Genomic DNA, 20,382 nt, shown 5'->3' with positions numbered 1-20,382 from the left:
AGCTCTGCCATGGAAATCTCAGGAAACACCGCGTTCTATGCCGGTCTGAGTACGATTCAGACAGGGCAGAACCGTGTCGATCAGGCGGCCGGCCAGATTGCCAACACCACGATCGAGCGCTCGGTCACCAGTCAGTCGTCCGAAGTGCAGGTTGATCGCCTGCGTTCGGTGGATCGCAGCCAACAGTCGGACCAGGCCGCAAACGTGGTCGAACTGTCCCAAGGCAAGTTCCAGGTGCAACTGGGTGTGAGCGTGGCCAAGGCATCCGACGAAATGCTCGGTACGTTGATCGATACCTTCGCCTGATCCTGTTCTTCAGATTTACGAAAACGCCGCGATTATTCGCGGCGTTCTTGTCTCTAACGTCTTATTGCTCAACTAATATTTCCTACGCACACCGCGAGTTCTTCAGTGCGATGGATTTTCCGTGTCCGACATTTTTCCCAAGCTGATGACGAATGGCAAAAGATCGGCGCTTGACAAGATTTGGGCGTAAACGTATGTTTCAAACAACTGTTTGACCGCTACAACAAATCCACGCGGTCGTTCATTCCCGGTTACATCAGCAGAGGTTTATCGCTATGCCTGACTACAAGGCCCCCTTGCGTGATATTCGCTTCGTTCGTGACGAACTGCTTGGCTACGAAGCGCATTATCAGAGCCTTCCGGCTTGCCAGGATGCAACTCCGGACATGGTTGACGCCATTCTCGAAGAAGGCGCCAAGTTTTGTGAGCAGGTATTAGCTCCGCTGAACCGCGTGGGCGACATCGAAGGCTGTACCTGGAGCGAGTCCGGCGTGAAGACCCCGACCGGTTTCAAGGAAGCCTACAAGCAATTCGTCGAAGGCGGCTGGCCAAGCCTGGCCCACGACGTCGAGCACGGCGGGCAAGGCCTGCCGGAGTCCCTGGGCCTGGCGGTCAGCGAAATGGTCGGCGAAGCCAACTGGTCCTGGGGCATGTACCCAGGCCTGTCCCATGGCGCGATGAACACCATTTCCGAACACGGCACGCCTGAGCAGCAAGAGGCTTACCTGACCAAGCTGGTTTCCGGCGAATGGACCGGCACCATGTGCCTGACCGAACCGCACTGCGGCACCGACCTGGGCATGCTGCGCACCAAGGCCGAGCCTCAGGCCGATGGTTCCTACAAGGTCAGTGGCACCAAGATCTTCATTTCGGCCGGTGAACACGACATGGCCGACAACATCGTCCACATCGTGTTGGCTCGCCTGCCGGACGCTCCCGCCGGCACCAAGGGCATTTCGCTGTTCATCGTTCCCAAATTCCTGCCTAACGCCGATGGCTCCATCGGTCAGCGCAACGCAGTGAGCTGTGGTTCCCTGGAACACAAGATGGGCATCCACGGCAACGCCACTTGCGTGATGAACTTCGACGCGGCCACCGGTTACCTGATCGGCCCGGCGAACAAAGGCCTGAACTGCATGTTCACCTTCATGAACACCGCACGCCTGGGCACCGCGCTGCAAGGCCTGGCCCACGCCGAAATCGGTTTCCAGGGCGGCCTGAAATATGCCCGCGATCGTCTGCAAATGCGCTCCCTGACTGGCCCGAAAGCACCGGAAAAGGCTGCCGACCCGATCATCGTGCACCCTGATGTGCGTCGCATGCTGCTGACCATGAAGGCTTTCGCCGAAGGTAATCGGGCGATGGTCTACTTCACCGCCAAGCAGGTCGACATCGTCAAGTACGGCGTAGATGAAGAAGAGAAGAAAAAAGCCGATGCGCTGCTGGCGTTCATGACGCCGATCGCCAAGGCCTTCATGACTGAAGTCGGCTTCGAATCGGCCAACCATGGCGTGCAGATCTACGGCGGCCACGGCTTCATCGCTGAGTGGGGCATGGAGCAGAACGTTCGCGACAGCCGTATCTCGATGCTGTACGAAGGCACCACCGGCATCCAGGCCCTCGACCTGCTGGGCCGTAAAGTGCTGATGACCCAGGGCGAGGCACTCAAGGGCTTCACCAAGATCGTCCACAAGTTCTGCCAGAGCAACGAAGGCAACGAAGCGGTCAAGGAGTTCGTAGAACCCCTGGCTGCGCTGAACAAGGAATGGGGCGAGCTGACCATGAAGGTCGGCATGGCGGCCATGAAGGATCGCGAGGAAGTCGGTGCGGCATCGGTGGACTACCTGATGTACTCCGGTTACGCCTGCCTGGCCTATTTCTGGGCCGACATGGCACGCCTGGCTGCGGAGAAACTCGCCGCCGGTACTACCGAAGAAGCCTTCTACACCGCCAAGCTGCAGACCGCGCGCTTCTACTTCCAGCGCATCCTGCCGCGCACCCGTACCCACGTGGCAGCCATGCTGTCGGGCGCCAACAACCTGATGGACATGAAAGAAGAGGACTTCGCGCTGGGCTACTAAGCCTCACGCGGTTCTTCCAAAAGCCGCTGCTTCTTCGGGAGCAGCGGCTTTTTCATGTTCGCCTAAATCTCCCTGTGGGATCTTGAGATATTTCGAAAAACATTCATCAAACAGCACCTAAGAAAACATTCCCTCCTGCCGTTACAGGGGTGGCAGTGTGACATCTGTCACATCCAGCGTGCCTTACTGCTCCAGTTGCAGGCACAATGCCATCTTTGCTCAGCCGGGTCGGAGCTTTACCCTTGCCGCGTTCTTCCGCTGTACGTCTAAGCCATTTCCTACCATCGTTACTGCTTTTGCTGGCGGGACTTGCGGCTGCCTACGTCAAGGATCTCAACGTTTTCTTCACCTCGTTGTTCAACGTTCTTCCGACGCTGGTGTTATTGCTGGGCGGGGCGTACTGCGCCGTCTACCGACGTCAACGTGAACTGTTTCTGATGGTCACGGTATACATCGCTTATTTCCTCCTGGATACCCAGACCGACTTCTACCGCGATAACGGCAAGGTGCGCGAAGACGCCGCTGTGGTATTCCATCTTGTCTGCCTGTTGTTGCCACTGTTGTTCGGGTTGTTCGCGGCGTGGCAGGAGCGCACTCATCTGTTCCAGGACATGGTGGCGCGGTTCGCGGTGTTGCTGGTCTTTGGCAGCGTGGCATTGGCCCTGGAGCAGAGTTTTCCCCAGGCCTTGCTGTTGTGGCTTTCGGAGATCCGCTGGCCCGCGTTGCACGGCGCCTGGATGAGCCTGATCCAATTGTCCTACCCAATGTTCGCCGCCGTGTTCCTGCTGTTGGCCTGGCAATACTGGCGCAACCCCCGGCCATTGCATGCCGCGCAATTGGTGGGGTTGCTCGGGTTGTTCTGGATGTTGCCGAAAACTTTCATCCTGCCGTTCACCCTGAACATCATGTGCAGCCAGGTGATGTTGATGATCGCCGCTGCGGTCGCTCACGAGGCCTACCAAATGGCCTTCCGTGACGAGCTCACCGGCCTGCCGGGGCGTCGGGCGCTGAACGAGCGCATGCAGCGCCTGGGGCGCAACTATGTGTTGGCGATGAGTGACGTAGACCACTTCAAGAAATTCAACGACACCCATGGTCACGATGTGGGTGACCAGGTGCTGCGCCTGGTCGCCAGCAAACTGTCGAAGATCGGCGGTGGCGGCAGGGCGTATCGCTATGGCGGGGAGGAATTTGCCCTGGTGTTCGCGGGCAAGACCATCGACGAGTGCATGCCCCATCTGGAAGTCATCCGCCAGTCCATCGAGACGTACGCCATCCAGCTGCGCAATCCCGACAGCCGTCCCCAGGACGATCAACAAGGCCGTCAGCGTCGCTCTGGCGCCGGTGCGTCCAGCGTATCGGTGACCGTCAGCATCGGCGTGGCCGAACGCGTTGAACAACGTACACCCGAAGAAGTGCTCAAGTCCGCCGACCAGGCGCTCTATAACGCCAAGGGCGCGGGGCGTAACTGTGTGATCGCCTTCGGGCAGAACCGCCGTGGCGCGGTGCGCATGGACGCCGCCGCGGGTTGAGTGATGACGGCGCATTCAGCGTCTGGACTGTGATTGTGGGCTTGGGTGGCCGGCAGTAGGTTGGAAACGATCTGCTACCGGAGAAAACCACCATGCCCGAGTACAAAGCCCCCTTGCGCGACATGCGCTTTCTGATCGATCACGTCTTCGATTTCCATGGCCGTTACGCCGAACTGGGTGCCAACGATGCCAGCCCGGACATGGTCAGCGCGATCCTCGAGGAAGGCGCCCGATTCTGTGAGAACGTGCTGGCGCCGCTCAATCGCTCTGGTGACGAAGAAGGTTGCCATTTCGACAACGGCGTAGTCACCACGCCTACAGGCTTCAAGCAGGCTTTCGCACAGTACGTGGAGGGCGGCTGGCATGGGCTGGCGGCGGACCCGGTGTATGGCGGCCAGGGCCTGCCCAGTTCCCTGGGCCTGGTCATCAGCGAGATGATCGGCTCCAGCAACACCTCCTGGGGCATGTACCCGGGCCTGACCCACGGCGCCATGTCGGCGATTCACGCCCATGGCACCGAAGAACAGAAACAGACCTACTTGAGCAAACTCACCTCCGGCCAGTGGACCGGCACCATGTGCCTGACCGAAGCCCACTGCGGCACCGACCTGGGCATCATCAAGACCCGGGCCGCGCCCCAGGCCGACGGCAGCTACGCGATCTCCGGCAGCAAGATCTTCATTTCCGCCGGCGAACACGACATGAGCGATAACATCATCCACCTGGTGCTTGCCAAGTTGCCGGACGCCCCCGCTGGGACCAAAGGCATCTCGTTGTTCATCGTGCCCAAGTTCCTGCCCGACGCCACGGGTGAGGCGGGGGCGCGCAATGGCGTTTCCTGTGGCTCGATCGAACACAAGATGGGCATCAAGGCGTCGGCCACTTGCGTGCTGAATTTCGATGGAGCCAAGGGGTTCCTGATCGGCGAGCCGAACAAAGGCCTCAACTGCATGTTCACCATGATGAATCATGCCCGGCTCGGCACTGGCATGCAGGGCCTGTGCCTGGGAGAAGCGAGCTTCCAGGGCGCGATCAAATACGCCAACGAACGTTTGCAGATGCGCGCGCTGACCGGTCCCAAGGCGCCGGAAAAAGTCGCCGACCCGATCATCGTCCATCCCGATGTGCGCAGGATGTTACTGACCATGAAGGCCTTCAACGAAGGCAACCGGGCGCTGACGTATTTCACCGCGCAACTGCTCGACACCGCCCATCTGAGCCCGGACGAAACCGCCCGCCAGGACGCCGAGGACCTGTTGGCGTTCCTCACCCCGATCTGCAAGGCCTTCATGACCGACACCGGGCTGGAGGTGACCAACCACGGCATGCAAGTGTTCGGCGGCCATGGCTTCATTCGCGAGTGGGGGATGGAGCAGTTGGTGCGTGACTGTCGCATTGCGCCGATCTATGAAGGCACCAACGGCATCCAGGCCTTGGATCTATTGGGGCGCAAGGTGCTGGGCAGCCAGGGCAAGCTGCTGCGTGGCTTCACTAAAATCGTCCACAAATTCTGCGCTGCGAATGCCGGACATCCGCAGCTCAAGGATTACGTCGCGCAACTCGACGGCCTCAACCAGCAATGGGGCGAGCTGACTACCCGGGTCGGCATGGCGGCCATGAAGAACCCGGACGAAGTGGGTGCCGCCTCCGTGGATTATCTGATGTACAGCGGTTACATCATCCTGGCCTACCTGTGGCTGCGCATGGCCTTGGTGGCCCAGGCGCAACTCGACGGTGGCAACGGCGATGGGGATTTCTGCCGGGGCAAACTGGTCACCTGCGAGTTTTACTTCAAGCGCCTGCTGCCACGCACGACCGCCCATCGGGCCGCCATCGAGGCTGGAAGTGACTGCTTGATGAAGATGCCAGCGGAGTTGTTTGCTCTCTGACTGAACCGTGGCGAGAGAGCTGCTCCATCCCAGTGGAAGCAAGCTTCCTCGCCACGGCAAATCCCTCAGCATATGCTGTGACTAAAAATAACAAAACGGTCATGGGTTGACCCTATGTGTCTTAAAAGTTGTTGAGGTACACTCCAGCCACTGCAAAAACCGTTTTCATACGAACCAACTGTTTAGATCCTGCGAGGTTTGCCATGGCTGACTACAAAGCGCCCCTGCGCGATATGCGCTTCGTCCTCAATGAAGTGTTCGAGGTCGCGAAACTCTGGGCCCAACTGCCGGCGCTGGCCGACACCGTGGACGCTGAAACGGTCGAAGCGATCCTTGAAGAAGCCGGCAAAGTCACCAGCAAAAGCATCGCCCCCCTCAGCCGCGCCGCTGACGAAGAAGGCTGCCACTGGGCTGACGGTGCCGTCACCACGCCGGCAGGTTTTCCACAGGCCTACAAGACTTACGCTGAAGGCGGTTGGGTCGGTGTCGGCGGTGATCCGACGTACGGCGGCATGGGCATGCCCAAGGCCGTTTCGGCCCAGGTCGAGGAAATGGTCAACTCCGCCAGCCTGTCCTTCGGTCTGTACCCGATGCTGACCGCCGGCGCTTGCCTGTCGATCAATGCCCATGCCAGCGAAGAGCTGAAGGCGGCGTACCTGCCGAACATGTACGCCGGTATCTGGGCCGGTTCCATGTGCCTGACCGAGCCTCATGCTGGTACAGACCTGGGAATCATCCGCACCAAGGCCGAACCCCAGGCCGACGGCTCCTACAAGGTCAGCGGCACGAAGATTTTCATCACTGGCGGCGAACACGATCTCACCGAGAACATCATCCACCTGGTGTTGGCGAAACTGCCGGACGCGCCGGCAGGCCCGAAAGGCATTTCCTTGTTCCTGGTGCCCAAGTTCATGGTCAATGCCGATGGCAGCCTGGGCGCACGCAACCCGGCCAACTGCGGCTCGATCGAACACAAGATGGGTATCCAGGCATCCGCCACTTGCGTGATGAACTTCGACGAAGCCGTGGGTTACCTGGTAGGCGAACCGAACAAAGGCCTGGCGGCGATGTTCACCATGATGAACTACGAGCGCCTGGGCGTGGGTATCCAAGGCCTGGCCTCCGGTGAGCGTTCCTACCAGAACGCCGTCGAATACGCCCGTGATCGCCTGCAAAGCCGCTCGCCAACCGGTGCGCAAAACAAGGACAAGGTCGCCGACCCGATCATCGTCCATCCCGACGTGCGCCGGATGTTGCTGACCATGAAAGCCTCGAACGAAGGTGGCCGGGCATTCTCCACTTACGTGGCGATGCAATTGGATACTGCCAAGTTCAGTGAGGACCCTGCCACCCGTAAGCGCGCCGAGGACTTGGTGGCGTTGCTAACACCGGTGGCGAAGGCTTTCCTGACCGACCTGGGCTTGGAAACCACGGTCCACGGCCAACAGATTTTCGGCGGCCACGGCTATATCCGTGAATGGGGGCAGGAACAACTGGTGCGCGATGTGCGTATCACCCAGATCTACGAAGGCACCAACGGTATCCAGGCGCTGGACCTGGTAGGGCGCAAGATCGTCGGCAGCGGCGGTGCGTTCTACAAGTTGTTTGCCGATGAAATCCGCCACTTCACCGCCACCGCTAGCAGCGATCTGGCGGAGTTCACCACGCCGCTGAACGATGCGGTCGGTACGTTGGATGAACTGACTGAATGGCTGCTGGATCGGGCGAAGAGCAACCCGAACGAAATCGGCGCGGCGTCGGTGGAGTATCTCCAGGCATTTGGCTACACCGCCTATGCCTACATGTGGGCACTGATGGCCAAGGCTGCCTTGGGCAAAGAAAGCCAGGATGATTTCTACGCGAGCAAACTGGGCACGGCACGGTTCTACTTCGCCCGTCTGCTGCCACGTATCCACTCGCTGAGTGCTTCGGTGAAAGCGGGCAGCGAGTCGCTGTTCCTGTTGGAGCCCGGGCAGTTCTAAAAGCTGACATTGTGTAAGCAAACGCTTACACAATGTGCTGGCATTTTCCCTCTATCAGTAGATTGGATCCAGGGCTAATCTACTTCACATGGACGTCGCGCAGGATGCGCAGAGCAACAACACGGACACGTAGGATTCTGCCAGGAAGGCGGAGTGAAAGGGATGTCAGGGAAACAGTCTGCAAAGCCCCGCTTCGGCGGGGTTTTCTTTTGCCTGCGTTTTTTGTCGTTATCGGATTTGGCCGTTCGGCCACCCATCCTGGTTGTTTTTCACTGAACCCTGACGAGCGGTCGTGGGTCAATGAGCTATGTGGCAACGTAGCCATCGCCAATCAGGAGTTATCCATGGATATCATTCGAATCATTATCGCCATCCTGCTGCCGCCACTGGGGGTTTTCCTGCAGGTCGGTTTTGGCGGGGCCTTCTGGCTGAATATCCTGCTGACCCTGTTGGGTTACATCCCCGGCATCGTGCATGCGGTGTACATCATCGCCAAGCGCTGAACCGGCATGATTAATAGGCTGGTTGGAAACCTGTGGGAGCGAGCCTGCTCGCGATATCGGTTTATCAGTCTCGGAGATGTTGACTGAACCATTGCTATCGCGAGCAGGCTCGCTCCCACATTGATTTTGCATTTCCCCTATGTGGGGCTATCCATCACCCTGCGATAGAACAACCATTCATGCTCCAGCGCATGCGCCTGGTTCGCAGCCTTGCGAAAGCCGTGACGCTCATCGGGATAGTAATGCGCCTCGACCGTAACGCCGTTCGCCTGTAACGCACTGACCATATCGCGGGTCTGCTGCGGCACGACTACGGCATCCAGCTCGCCCTGGAAAAAGATCACTGGTACGCGGATTCGATCGGCATGCAGCAGCGGCGTACGCGCGCGGTAGCGTTCGGCGTCCTGTTGTGGGTCGCCGATCAGCCAATCCAGGTAATCCCCTTCGAACTTGTGCGTGGCACGCCCCAGGGCGACAGGGTCGCTGACACCATAGAGGCTTGCGCCGGCGCGGAACACATCGTGGAACGCCAAGGCGCAAAGGGTCGTGTAGCCACCGGCACTGCCGCCCCGAATGAATGCGCGACGACCGTCGATCAGGCCCTGTTCGTCGAGATACGCGACCACTGCACAAGCGTCCTCGACATCGACCACGCCCCAATTCAAATGCAACGCCTGTCGATATGCTCGGCCATAACCGCTGCTGCCACGGTAGTTGAGGTCGGCGACGGCAAAGCCACGTTGGGTCCAATACTGGATACGCGGATCGAACAACGGATAACAGGCCGAAGTGGGGCCGCCGTGGATGAACACGACCAATGGCGGCTTCGCGGGTGCATTCATGGCCGGGTAAAAGAACCCGTGGGCGTCACCCGACGCGGATGGATAGCGCAGGGTTCGAGGGGGGCTGATCTGTTCGATGGGCAACGGCGCGACGCCGCCGGCCAGCACTGCCACTGCGTGGTTATGGCGCTCAATGCTTATGATCGCCGATGGGCTGGTCGGTGAGGCGGCAACGGCGTAGATGAACCTTTCATCCAGCGCCAGGCTGCGAAAGCGGGTGTAGGTGCCGGTGAAGTCCTCATCGGCATCGTCGCTGTGGCACAGGCCCAGACGTCCGAAACCCGCGTCGGTCCAACTCGCCAGGTAGGTGTGTTCGTCCAGCGGCAGCCAGGTACGGCCACCCAGTTGCCATGGCGCCGGGGCGTGATCGGCTTGGGCGGAGGGCAGTGCTTGCAGGCCTTGAGGCGATTCCATCCAGGGTTGCCAGTAACCACCGCGATCAGTCAGGCAGTAAAGGCGACTGGACGCGTCGAAGCGCGGCTGCTGGATGGACTCCTCGCCATCGTTGCCCGCCACACAGCGCGGCTCACCCCAACCCTGGGCAGTGCGCTCGGCCAGCATCAACCGCGTTGCTGTCCAGGGTTGGTGCGGGCGGCTCCATTCAATCCAGGCGAGCCGCCGGCCGTCCGGGCTCACGGTCGGCGATGCATAGAAATCCGCGCCTTCTGCCAGCAGATGTCGCTGATGATCCGCCAACCCGATCGACACCAGGCGATGCTGGTTGGCCTGTTCTTCCACCGCCAATACCTGGCCGTCGGCGAAGCCAAGATCCCCATAGCGGCAGTCACCCGAGGTCAGCGCCACAGGCTGCTCGTCATTCAGGGATTGGTGGTACAGCTGCTGGTCGGCTTCATTGATGAACAACACACCGTCATGGCTCAGGCAGAACGATCCACCGCCGTATTCATAGACCCGGCTGCGTACGCTGAACCCGTCCGGTGTCAGGCGGCGGGCCTTGGCATCTTGCCAATGCCAGATCCGGCAGGCGCCGTCTTCGGGACGGTATTCATTCCAGAACAAGCCGAGGGGCCCGACCTGCAGTTCGGCGAAGTCGGTGCCGGCGGCCACGGCCTGGGCGGCGCTGAAAGGGTCAGCCTTTGGCGATGAGGCGCGAGTTTCGTTCATTGCGGAAGGCCAGTTGCTCAATGGTTTGCGTAGCGTGCTCGGCGTCTTCGCGCGCCTTAAGGATCACTCCGTGGTGTTCGGACTTGCTGCACACCGGGTCGGCGTTGCTCGCGTCCCCCGTCAGCATGAACGCCTGGCAGCGACAGCCGCCGAAGTCCTTTTCTTTTTCGTCGCAAGAGCGACACGGTTCGGGCATCCAGTCATAACCGCGGAAACGGTTGAAGCCGAACGAGTCGTACCAGATGTGCTGCATGCTGTGGTCGCGCACGTTGGGAAACTGCACCGGCAGCTGTCGGGCGCCGTGACAGGGCAATGCCGTGCCGTCCGGCGTGACGGTGAGGAAAATGCTGCCCCAGCCGTTCATGCAGCCCTTGGGGCGTTCTTCATAGTAGTCCGGCGTGACGAAGATCAGCTTGCACGGATTACCTTCAGCTTCCAGCTTGGCGCGGTATTCGTTGGTGACGCGCTCGGCCCGTACCAATTGCTCCCGCGTGGGCAGCAGGCCGACGCGGTTGAGCTGTGCCCAGCCGTAGAACTGGCAGGTGGCGAGCTCGACGAAGTCGGCTTCCAGGGCGATGCACAGCTCGATGATGCGGTCGATCTTGTCGATGTTGTGCCGATGGGTCACGAAGTTCAGCACCATCGGATAGCCGTGAGCCTTCACCGCCCGGGCCATTTCCAGCTTTTGCGCGAAGGCTTTCTTCGAGCCGGCCAAGAGGTTGTTCACCTGCTCGTCGCTGGCCTGGAAGCTGATCTGGATATGGTCCAGGCCGGCCTTTTTGAAGTCGCTGATTTTCTGTTCGGTCAAACCGATGCCGGAGGTGATCAGGTTGGTATAGAAACCCAGCCTGCGCGCCTCGCCAATCAGTTCGGCCAGGTCCTGGCGCACCAGCGGCTCACCGCCGGAAAAGCCCAATTGCGCGGCGCCCATCTCTCGGGCCTCGCGAAAGACCTTGAACCACTGCTCGGTGCTCAGCTCCTTGCCTTGCTCGGCAAAATCCAACGGGTTGGAGCAATACGGGCATTGCAGCGGGCACCGATAGGTCAGCTCCGCCAGCAGCCACAGCGGCAGGCCGACTTCAGGCTTGGGTGGCAGCCCGGTGGTCTCAGGCAAGTTCGATCCAGTGCTGTGCACGGGCGACCTCCATGAATTGCTCGATGTCGTCACCGAGTTCCGGCACGTCCGGGAACTGCTTGGCCAACTCGTCGATGATGGCCGCGACATCCCGTTCGCCGTCGATCAGACCGCCGATCAGCGACGCGCTGTCATTCAGCTTGATCATGCCTTCAGGATAGAGCAGCACGTGGCCCTTCTGTGCCGGTTCGTACTGGAAGCGATAGCCGGGGCGCCAGCGCGGGGTTTTACTGCGGTCGAAACTCATAAGGCGATCCCTTTGTGCCACACCCGTTGCGCGGTCACGCTGTGGTAGGGCGGACGGTTCAATTCGTAGGCCATGCTCATGGCGTCGAGCATGCTCCAAAGGATGTCCAGTTTGAACTGGAGAATCTCCAGCATGCGCTCCTGCCCGGCGCGGGTGGTGTAGTGCTGCAAGGTAATCGCCAGGCCATGTTCCACATCGCGCCGGGCCTGGCTCAGACGGGTGCGAAAGTATTGGTAGCCGGTCGGGTCGATCCACGGGTAGTGCTGCGGCCAAGTGTCGAGGCGCGACTGGTGGATCTGCGGGGCGAACAGTTCGGTCAGCGAGCTGCTGGCGGCTTCCTGCCAACAGGCCCGGCGGGCGAAGTTGACATAAGCATCCACCGCGAAACGCACACCCGGGAGCACCAGTTCCTGGGAACGCAGTTGATCGGGATCCAGGCCCACCGCCTGGCCCAGCCGCAGCCAGGCTTCGATACCACCGTCCTCGCCGGGCGCGCCGTCATGGTCGAGCAGGCGCTGGATCCACTCGCGACGGATCTCCCGATCCGGGCAGTTGGCCAGGATCGCGGCATCCTTGAGCGGGATGTTCACCTGATAGTAAAATCGGTTGGCGACCCAACCCTGGATCTGCTCGCGAGTGGCGCGGCCTTCATACATCGCCACGTGATACGGGTGATGGATGTGGTAATACGTGCCCTTGGCGCGCAGGGCCGCTTCGAACTCGGTGGGGGACAGGGGGGTGTCAGTCATTTCGGTCTCCGGGAAATGCCCGTGGGTTCTGTGGCGTCAGGGTTGGCCCCATCGCGAGCAAGCTCGCTCCCACACTGGTTTTGCTGTGAGTCAGATATCCAGTACGACTCGGACTACTGTGGGAGCGAGCCTGCTCGCGATAGCGTTCTGTCAGCCAGCGTCAATCTTGACTGGCACACTGCAAGCTCACCCCCACATTGGTTCCGCCTTTCCTACAACTCAATACTCATTCCGTCGTAAGCCACTTCAATCTTTCGGCGTACCAGTTCAGCCCGCTCGGGTGAGTCTTCATCCAGAATCGGGTTGGTGTTGTTGATATGGATAAGGATCTTGCGCGGCAAGGGCAACTGCTCCAGCACTTCGATCATCCCGCCGGGACCGTTTTGTGCCAGGTGGCCCATTTCCCGACCGGTGCGCGTGCCGACGCCACGGCGCTGCATTTCATCGTCGTCCCACATCGTGCCGTCCACCAACAGGCAATCGCTGCCGGCCATAATCTCCAGCAACTGTCCGTCGACCTTGCCCAGGCCCGGGGCATAGAACAGCTTGCCGCCGGTGCGCAGGTCTTCGACGATCAGGCCGATGTTGTCGCCCGGGTGCGGATCGAAGCGGTGCGGTGAATAGGGTGGGGCGGCGCTGCGTAATGGCAACGGCGTGAAACGCAGGTTCGGACAGGCCGGGATGGTGAAGCTCTGGTCGAGCTCGATGCGATTCCAGCTCAACCCACCGTTCCAGTGGGTCAGCATGTTGAACAGCGGAAAGCCGGTGCTCAGGTCCTCATGGACCATGTCGGTGCACCAGACTTGATGTGGGCAGCCCTCACGCAGGCTGAGCAGGCCGGTGGTGTGGTCGATCTGACTGTCCATCAGAATGATGGCGCCAATGCCGGTGTCGCGCAGCGCCCGGCCTGGCTGCATCGGGGCGAAGCCCTGGAGCTGGGCGCGAATGTCCGGAGAGGCGTTGCACAGCACCCAGTTCACGCCGTCATCGGAAAGGGCTATGGACGATTGGGTGCGCGCCTGGGCCCGTAGGCTGCCGTTGCGAAAACCTGCGCAATTGGCGCAGTTGCAGTTCCACTGGGGGAAACCGCCACCGGCGGCAGAACCTAGAATCTGGACGAACATGGCTGCTCCATCTGCAAACCGAAATAAAAACGCCTCGGCTGACCGAGGCGTAGTGCTGCGTGCTTAAGCGCCTGCAGCATTCAACGGCTGGCGAAGTACATGGTGACTTCGAAACCGATACGCAGGTCGATATATGCGGGTTTGGACCAGGACATGGAAATACTCCTTTGGTTGGGCTGCTTTCGTTAGATGGAACGGGTGAGACCTATACATATAGTCCACCTCCGTTCGGAGATGTTCAGATGCTTAGGCGCCTATGTTACTAAATCTGACATATTCGTTCGCCGCGATTCTCAAAGAAAGCTCATTACAGCGGCTGCAATGATCACTGCGCCGATTGCCAACCTTCCCCCGGGCAGGCTCCGTTGCTCAGGCAGCACCATCCTCCTTGCGCATCGATCAGACACTGGGCGGCTGCCTTTAGCTGGGCGCGATCCAGGCTCACGATGGCATCGGACAGTTGCTCGAGATAATCCGACGGGCGGCCTGTCAGCTTGCCTTGCCAGAGCAGTTCGGCGGCCTGGGCGAAGGGCAGGGCGGTACTCTGGAGTTGGGCGGCAAGCGCTTGCCGCTGGCGGGCCAGGGATGAATCGTCGAGCTGCTGGATCAGCGCCGGTAACCCGGCCAGGAATTGCTCGATGTGGGCACTCAGTTGCGTCGCCGAGAGGTTGGGTGATTGGACGCCGAATAACATCCCGGTTTGCCCGTCGATCTGCTTCAGCCCGCTGAACACCGCATAGCCCAACTGCAACTCGACTCGCAGGCGCTGGTAGAACGGCGTCTGACACAGCTGTGCCAGCCACCGCCAGGCGGCTTCGTCGGCCAGCGCCGGGGTGGGCGTCGGGCAAAACAGCAGCACGGCCGGTTCTTCCCCGTGAGTCTTGAGCGTATTCCAGATGCGTTGCCCGCGAGATTCCGTCGCCAGGCTGATTTCCTCGCCCGCGATGCCCGGCACCCTGGCCAATGCGGGGCCCAATGCCCCTTGGGTGGCCGCCGACAGACCGATAGACAGCCCATCCCATCGGGCCGTTGTCCACACACTTTGATCGCTGTCGGGCAATGGCAGCGCTGGCGATTGCCGGTTGCGCCGGCAGTGATTCGGCAATGCCTTCAACAAATGTCGAATCGGTATCGGCGGGGGCTCATGAGCAGCCAGGGCCATTGGTAGCGGTTGCGCGAGCTTCGTCAGAACGTGTTCAAGCACCAACGGTATCGGAGTCTGCAAGCCGACCAGTTTCAGTAGCCATTGATTGGCGCAGGACTCGAAGCTGACGTCCACACCGGCCTGGCCAGCATCCTCACGCACGTCCTGCAGGTGTCGGTCGAGCCTGGCTTGAAAGTCGAGCGGTGCCTGGGTCGTCAGTTGCCAGCGCAGGTACACCGCGCCTTCACGACCGTTATCCGGCAGCGCCTGGCTGAACTGCATGGGCGAGCGTTCCCGTCGGCCTCGGGAGCGGTCCTGGGCAAAAGTTCGCAAGCCGCGATGGGCGCTGGTCTGGCCGCGTATCAGCCCGGCGCGAGGTGCTTGGCTTGGGGTGTGCAGGAACGGGTTGGGCGCGGGCAGTTGCCATTGCTGCGTGACCTGATCGGCGGAGTGCAGTTGCTTGAGGATTTCTCTGAGCCTCACGAGGTCGTTTGCCAGCAGCGGTCCGTCACGCCCTTCGCAGTCCCAGCGGGCCAACTGCAAGGCTGATCCTGTTTCCTGGCGACGCAGCAGCAGTGCGGTGAACTCCTGGCGCAACGGCGCCCAGTCGTCCTGGGCGGCAAAGAACCCCAGCCAGTCGTGCAACAACGGCTGGATTTGCGCCGCTGCTTGAACATTGTCGTGCTTGATTTCAATGTGCAGCAGCGCTTGCCCGGCAAATTCATACAACGCGTTGGCCTTGAGGCTGTCAGCCAGGTTGCGCTGACGCAATGTGTCGAGCAGGCCTCCCGGTTTGCTGGAGTTCAGTGATGTACAGAGAAAATCCAAGGCTTGAGGCGAGGCGACGGGCAAATCTTCGCAGGCGAACAGCAGGTCAAGACAACCTTCGCGGGCCAGTTGATAACTCCTCTGGGACGACGCCATAAGCTTTGGCGGTGCTGGCCTGGCAACCGCTCCGCCGGCAGGTATGTGGCTGTCGAACTGTTCCGCCAAGGCTTTCAAGGTGTCGATGCTTTGCGGGCCGGCCAGGCTCAGGGTCATCTGGCCACTGCGGTAAAAGCTGCGGTAGAAATCGTGCAATGCCGTTTGGAATTCGGCTTGCGCCACCGCGAGACTGTCGCGATTGCCGGCATGGAACCCCCGCAGCGGATGGGTCGCCGACACGCCGTCATGCAGGGCGAGCTGTCGCTGGGCTGCCGTATCCTGGGACCAGGCAATGAACTCTGCGTGCAGCACTTCTCGTTCGCGCAACTGATCGGCTTCGTCCAGGCGTGGCTGGGCGAGCATGTCCCCCAGTCGTTCCAGTCCGTCGGCGAAGGTTGCGGGTGGCAATTCGAAGAAAAAATCCGTGGTGCGTTCGCTGGTGCGCGCATTGAGCTGACCGCCGTGGCGATGCACGTAGGCCATCAGGTTCTCCCCGACGGGAAACCGCTCGGTGCCGAGGAAGAACAGATGCTCGAGCAAATGCGCCAATCCCGGCCAGGCCAGGGGCGCATCATGGCTGCCAGCTGCGACTCGCAGTACCGCAGCGCTGCGCTTGAGGGCGGGGTCATGACGCAACGTCACCCGCAAGCCATTGGCCAGGGTTTCAGTGTGGGGGCGGAGGGAGTCGGGGGCCGGCATGAGCGCTTCCAGGACAAAGATGCGCTCATGCTAGCGGATCAGGGGCCTTTCTCAATCCTCTATCAATGTTTGTGCAGCTCGCCGTAAAGCTCAGGGCGGCGATCGTGCAGGTAGTTGTAGGCGGCGCGGGAGTCTTCCATCAGTTGGCGGTCCAGTTCAGCGACGATCAAGGCCTCATCCAGCCCGGCAAGCGCCGGGCGGCTGCCATTCGGTGCGGCGACGCTGCTTTGGCCGCAATACTGCAATTCACCTTCGTGGCCGCAGTAGTTGGCGTACGCCACGAAGCACTGGTTCTCGATGGCTCGGGCACGCACGGTGACGTCGGCGATGAATTCGTAGGGTTGCATATTGGCGGTTGGCACCAGGATCAGCTCGGCACCGGCCAGGGCCAGGCGTCGGGCATTTTCCGGGAACTCCAGGTCATAGCAGATCAGCAGGCCGAGCTTCCAGCCGTTGAGCTCGACGATAGGCAGCGCCGAGTCGCCGGCGCTGAACATGGCGTGATCGAGGTCACCGAACAGGTGGCTCTTGCGGTAGTTGGCCAGTCGTTCGCCTTGGGCGTCGATCAGTTGCACCGCGTTGTAGATCTGGCCGTCTTCGCCGCGTTCAGGGTAGCCATAGACAATCGCCAGGCTGGCGGCCTTGGCAATGCGGGCGATCTGTTGCGCCCACTCGCCGTTGTAGACCTCGGCCAATACATTCACCGCGTCGACGCCGATGTTGTAGCCGGTCATGAACATCTCCGGCAGCACCAGTATATCGGCGCCCCTGGCTTCCAGCGCCACCTGATGCAGGCGTTGCAGGTTGCCGGCCGGATCCAGTGGCAGCGGTGGGCATTGATAGAGGGCTACACGCATCAACAACTCCTTTTATTCGGGCAGGGCGATCGGACCGATCTCATGGAATACATCGCCTGGACCCGGGTTCTCGGCGTGAGTTTCACCGCCGAAGTGTTTCATGATCCCCCACACGGCATTGAGCGAGGTCTGTACCGCGCCTTCGACCCAGGCCGGTGTCCATGAGACGTCATCACCGGCGATAAAGATCCCGCGTTGTTCGGCCGGCATGTCGTCCTGCATGAAATGCGCATACATGCGCTGGTTGTAGCGATAGTGGCCAGGCAGGGCGCCCTTGAAGGCGCCGAGGAAATGCGGGTCGGCTTCCCAGGACACGGTGATCGGGTCGCCGATGATGCGCGCGGCGATGTCCACCTTGGGGTAGATCTTCTTCAGGGCATCGAGGGCCAGCTTCACGCGTTTTTCCACCGGATGGGGCAGCATTTTCAACGCGTCGCTCATCCAGGAATACGACAGGCAAATCACCCCCGGCTTGTCGTCCCCGTTGTCGAACAGATAGGTGCCACGGGTCAGGCGGTCGGTCAGGGTCATGCTCATCAGGTCGCGGCCGGTTTCCGGGTCCTTGTCCTTCCAGAACGGCCGGTCGACCATCACGAACGTCTTCGACGATTGCATGTAGCGGGTGCGGTCCAGGGCCATCCACATTTTTTGCGAGAACAGCGCCTCTTCGCATTCGATCTGGGTGGTCAGCAGCCAGCTCTGGCAGGTGACCAGCACGGCGGCGTATTCGCGGGTGTTTTCCCAGACGTCGGTCACGCTGAAACGTCCATCGGTGGCGCGGGCAATGCGCTTCACACCGCTGCGTGGGGCGCCCAGGTGCAGAGAATTCAGGCTGGTACCTTCTGGCCAGTGTGCACAGCGTTCCGGCACGTGGTTCCAGATACCGTGGGGCACCTGTTCGACGCCACCGACTACCAGATGCTGGTGGTCGTCGCAGTTGGTCATCACGACGCGGAAGATTTCCAGCATCGAATTGGGGAAGTCCGAATCCCAGCCGCCCGTGCCGAAACCGACCTGGCCGAACACTTCGCGGTGCTGGAACGAGAGCTTGGCGAATGCCTTGGATGTGGCGACGAAGTCGTAGAACGTGCGGTCATCCCACAAGGGTACCAAGGTATTCCACAGTTCCTTCAGGCGCGGCACGTCGCGGTCGCGGATCGCCTGCTGGATATCGCCGAAGCGCGCACCATCTTCCAGGGCATCGGCCCAGGCATCGGCAACTTCCTGGAACAGGGCTGGAAGATCCGCCAGCTTCTGTGCGTAATAGGTCTGGCCTTCCAGGTCGATGACCGTGCTGCCGGACGCCGGGGTCAACGGGTTGGGAAACGGTTTGGTCTCCAGGCCCAACTTGTCGACGTAATGGTAGAACGCAGTGGATGACACCGGAAAACGCATGCCGCCCAGCTCGGCAATCACCCCTTCGGCACCGTTGAACGCCTGTGAGCGCAGGCGCCCACCCATCTTCGACGCCTCGTAGACCACGGGCTTGAGGCCGAGCTTCATCAGCTCGTACGCCGCCACCAGGCCGGCGATCCCGGCACCGACAATCGCCACTTCCGTACCGTGGTTGTGGGCGGGAATACTGCCCAGGCCAGCCGGATGCTCGATCCAGTCGTCAAAGGCGAAAGGAAAGTCCGGGCCAAAAATGGTGATGGGTTTCTTACCGTCTGCTGGGTGGCGATTGTTCTTGTTCATGGCTGACCTTGATGGGCGACTCGACGCGGCCTTCGCGTCTGAGTATAGGAAAGATGCCAGCCATTCTAGGGAGGGTGGAACACGTTAATAAGACACAATATGTCGTCGTTTTGAGCGGTTTTCAGTCGCTTTGACGTATTGATGAATCGTAATGACGAAACAGGTTCTCTGTGGGAGCGAGCTTGCTCGCGCTAGCGGCCTGTCAGTCATGAAGATGTGGCTGAACCAGCGCCATCGCGAGCACGCTCGCTCCCGCGGAAACTTACCTTAACAATTGTCTGTGCGATCAACAGGAGCAGCTACCACCGAATCTCCTAAGATTATTCCCTTGAGGTTATATATCCTGGGTGGCATATTTGAATGAAATGGGACGTTGAATACACCGACGAATTTGAGATGTGGTGGAGCTGTCTCAGTGAGACCGAGCAAGATTCAGTGCAGGCCTCGGTGATGCTGCTTGGCGATGCCGGGCCGCATCTGGGTTTTCCTCACACCAGTGATATCAAGGGCTCGCGTCATGGCAACCTTCGTGAGTTACGAGTACAACACGCAGGTAGGCCTTATCGTGTGCTCTATGCGTTTGATCCACGCCGTTGCGCCATCCTGCTGATCGGGGGAGACAAAACCGGCCAGGACCGTTGGTATCAGGAATGTGTGCCTTTGGCTGAACGTCTCTATGACGAGCATCTGGAAGCATTGAAGAGAGAGGGCTTTGACAATGGCTAAGAAATTTTCCGACTTGATTGCACGTCGTTCGCCTGACTCCCGGGCTCGTGCAGAGACTCTGTATCAGAAACTGCGTGCAGAAATGCCGTTGCACGAGTTGCGTCAGGCGCAGGAGCTGAGCCAGGATGCTTTGGCCAAGACGCTGCATATCAACCAGGCGGCAGTCTCGAAAATGGAACGCCGTACCGACATGTACATCAGTACGCTACGAAATTACATCCGCGCCATGGGGGGGGAATTGGAGATTATCGCGACCTTCCCGGAGGGGCAGGTCAGGATCGAAAACTTCGCCCATCAAACACAGTAACTGACGTTGTTCCCTGCTGGGCTTAGACGGGCTGGCCCCGATCGATCTTGCTGCTGAGGATGATCGACGTAGTGGTCTTCTCCACACCGTCCACGCTGCCGATCTGGTCCAGCAACTGGTCCAGCTGCTCCGGCGAGTCCGTGCGCAGCCAGGCGACATAGTCGAACTCACCGCTGACCGCGCACAACTGCTGGACCTGGGCCATGGCGCTCAAGCGCCGCAGCACGTCCTTGCCGGAGCGCGGTTGAACCTTGATACCGACATAGGCCTGCAAACCGCCGTCTATCACCCGCTGCCCCAGGCGCACGCCGTATCCAGTGATCACCTTGGTTTTTTCCAGCCGCGCCAACCGTGAGGTCACGGTCGTGCGGGCGATGCCTAGCTGCCGGGCAAGCATGGCGACGCTTTCCCGTGCATTGATTTGCAGCGCCGCGATCAGTTGTCGGTCGATTTCGTCGAGAACGGGAGGGCGGGTGTCAGTCAAAGTGGGCTCCGGCGCGGGCATTCGATAGCGA

General features: G+C 60.5%; 18 protein-coding genes. 8 read left to right on the top strand and 10 right to left on the bottom strand.

Translation table 11 applies throughout. The annotated features are described in order from the left end of the window. Nucleotides 1-9: 9 nt before the first annotated feature. The 6 genes from DTP52_RS20730 (at nt 10) to DTP52_RS20705 (ending at nt 8,293) form a co-directional block, all read left to right on the top strand. Nucleotides 10-306 carry a pyrroloquinoline quinone biosynthesis protein PqqE gene (locus tag DTP52_RS20730; protein WP_109755000.1) on the top strand — a complete coding sequence of 99 codons (297 nt, stop codon included), beginning with the start codon at nt 10-12 and terminating at the stop codon, nt 304-306. Between the two features lie 275 nt (nt 307-581). Then, complete coding sequence (locus tag DTP52_RS20725; protein WP_109754999.1) at nt 582-2,387, top strand: phenylacyl-CoA dehydrogenase; 1,806 nt, start codon at nt 582-584, stop codon at nt 2,385-2,387. A gap of 242 nt (nt 2,388-2,629) precedes the next feature. Next, nucleotides 2,630-3,919, top strand: a complete 1,290-nt coding sequence (locus DTP52_RS20720; RefSeq protein ID WP_109754998.1) for a GGDEF domain-containing protein — start codon at nt 2,630-2,632, stop codon at nt 3,917-3,919. Nucleotides 3,920-4,011: 92 nt separating this feature from the next. Then, nucleotides 4,012-5,808, top strand: coding sequence for an acyl-CoA dehydrogenase C-terminal domain-containing protein (locus DTP52_RS20715; RefSeq protein ID WP_109754997.1), 1,797 nt, complete (start codon nt 4,012-4,014; stop codon nt 5,806-5,808). Between the two features lie 203 nt (nt 5,809-6,011). Then, entirely contained in the window at nt 6,012-7,790 is a 1,779-nt protein-coding gene (locus DTP52_RS20710) for an acyl-CoA dehydrogenase C-terminal domain-containing protein (RefSeq protein WP_109754996.1), read from the top strand. A 344-nt stretch (nt 7,791-8,134) separates the two neighbouring features. After that, a complete protein-coding gene (locus tag DTP52_RS20705; protein WP_038436734.1) occupies nt 8,135-8,293 on the top strand; it encodes a YqaE/Pmp3 family membrane protein in 159 nt (52 codons plus the stop codon). Between the two features lie 137 nt (nt 8,294-8,430). Here the strand turns inward: DTP52_RS20705 and DTP52_RS20700 are convergent, their stop codons facing one another. The 9 genes from DTP52_RS20700 to DTP52_RS20660 all read right to left on the bottom strand — a co-directional run bounded on the left by DTP52_RS20700 (nt 8,431) and on the right by DTP52_RS20660 (nt 18,834). Next, complete coding sequence (locus DTP52_RS20700; RefSeq protein ID WP_109754995.1) at nt 8,431-10,260, bottom strand: S9 family peptidase; 1,830 nt, start codon at nt 10,258-10,260, stop codon at nt 8,431-8,433. Beyond that, nucleotides 10,226-11,395: a pyrroloquinoline quinone biosynthesis protein PqqE gene (pqqE, locus tag DTP52_RS20695; RefSeq protein WP_109754994.1), complete on the bottom strand. Its 1,170-nt coding sequence runs from the start codon at nt 11,393-11,395 to the stop codon at nt 10,226-10,228. Before pqqE ends, DTP52_RS20700 begins: the two co-directional genes overlap by 35 nt. Next, nucleotides 11,367-11,642, bottom strand: coding sequence for a pyrroloquinoline quinone biosynthesis peptide chaperone PqqD (pqqD, locus tag DTP52_RS20690; protein WP_109754993.1), 276 nt, complete (start codon nt 11,640-11,642; stop codon nt 11,367-11,369). Before pqqD ends, pqqE begins: the two co-directional genes overlap by 29 nt. Continuing rightward, on the bottom strand, nt 11,639-12,391 hold the full coding sequence (gene pqqC, locus DTP52_RS20685; protein ID WP_109754992.1) for a pyrroloquinoline-quinone synthase PqqC: 753 nt from the start codon (nt 12,389-12,391) through the stop codon (nt 11,639-11,641). Before pqqC ends, pqqD begins: the two co-directional genes overlap by 4 nt. Nucleotides 12,392-12,603: 212 nt before the next feature. Further along, nucleotides 12,604-13,515 carry a pyrroloquinoline quinone biosynthesis protein PqqB gene (pqqB, locus tag DTP52_RS20680; RefSeq protein WP_109754991.1) on the bottom strand — a complete coding sequence of 304 codons (912 nt, stop codon included), beginning with the start codon at nt 13,513-13,515 and terminating at the stop codon, nt 12,604-12,606. 80 nt (nt 13,516-13,595) lie between these two features. Beyond that, nucleotides 13,596-13,670: a pyrroloquinoline quinone precursor peptide PqqA gene (gene pqqA / locus DTP52_RS20675; RefSeq protein WP_003177660.1), complete on the bottom strand. Its 75-nt coding sequence runs from the start codon at nt 13,668-13,670 to the stop codon at nt 13,596-13,598. A gap of 170 nt (nt 13,671-13,840) precedes the next feature. Further along, nucleotides 13,841-16,282 carry a pyrroloquinoline quinone biosynthesis protein PqqF gene (pqqF, locus tag DTP52_RS20670; RefSeq protein ID WP_109754990.1) on the bottom strand — a complete coding sequence of 814 codons (2,442 nt, stop codon included), beginning with the start codon at nt 16,280-16,282 and terminating at the stop codon, nt 13,841-13,843. 62 nt (nt 16,283-16,344) lie between these two features. Beyond that, nucleotides 16,345-17,139 carry a carbon-nitrogen hydrolase family protein gene (locus DTP52_RS20665; protein ID WP_109754989.1) on the bottom strand — a complete coding sequence of 265 codons (795 nt, stop codon included), beginning with the start codon at nt 17,137-17,139 and terminating at the stop codon, nt 16,345-16,347. A gap of 12 nt (nt 17,140-17,151) precedes the next feature. After that, nucleotides 17,152-18,834 carry an NAD(P)/FAD-dependent oxidoreductase gene (locus DTP52_RS20660; RefSeq protein WP_109754988.1) on the bottom strand — a complete coding sequence of 561 codons (1,683 nt, stop codon included), beginning with the start codon at nt 18,832-18,834 and terminating at the stop codon, nt 17,152-17,154. Nucleotides 18,835-19,194: 360 nt separating this feature from the next. On the opposite strand from DTP52_RS20660, the gene DTP52_RS20655 reads away from it, so the two are divergent. Further along, nucleotides 19,195-19,560 (top strand): type II toxin-antitoxin system RelE/ParE family toxin, encoded by a 366-nt coding sequence (locus DTP52_RS20655; protein ID WP_109754987.1) that lies wholly within the window; start codon nt 19,195-19,197, stop codon nt 19,558-19,560. Beyond that, nucleotides 19,553-19,867 (top strand): XRE family transcriptional regulator, encoded by a 315-nt coding sequence (locus DTP52_RS20650; protein WP_109754986.1) that lies wholly within the window; start codon nt 19,553-19,555, stop codon nt 19,865-19,867. Before DTP52_RS20655 ends, DTP52_RS20650 begins: the two co-directional genes overlap by 8 nt. A 22-nt stretch (nt 19,868-19,889) precedes the next feature. On the opposite strand, the gene DTP52_RS20645 is transcribed toward DTP52_RS20650, so the two are convergent. After that, on the bottom strand, nt 19,890-20,351 hold the full coding sequence (locus DTP52_RS20645; RefSeq protein ID WP_018607342.1) for an Lrp/AsnC family transcriptional regulator: 462 nt from the start codon (nt 20,349-20,351) through the stop codon (nt 19,890-19,892). Nucleotides 20,352-20,382: the final 31 nt, after the last annotated feature.

Origin of the sequence: Pseudomonas sp. 43mfcvi1.1 (assembly GCF_900115935.1) — a bacterium.
GTDB classification, from domain to species: domain Bacteria; phylum Pseudomonadota; class Gammaproteobacteria; order Pseudomonadales; family Pseudomonadaceae; genus Aquipseudomonas; species Aquipseudomonas bijieensis.
The sequence above is the reverse complement of the archived record's forward strand: the minus strand, read 5'-3'. Positions and strand labels throughout refer to the sequence as shown.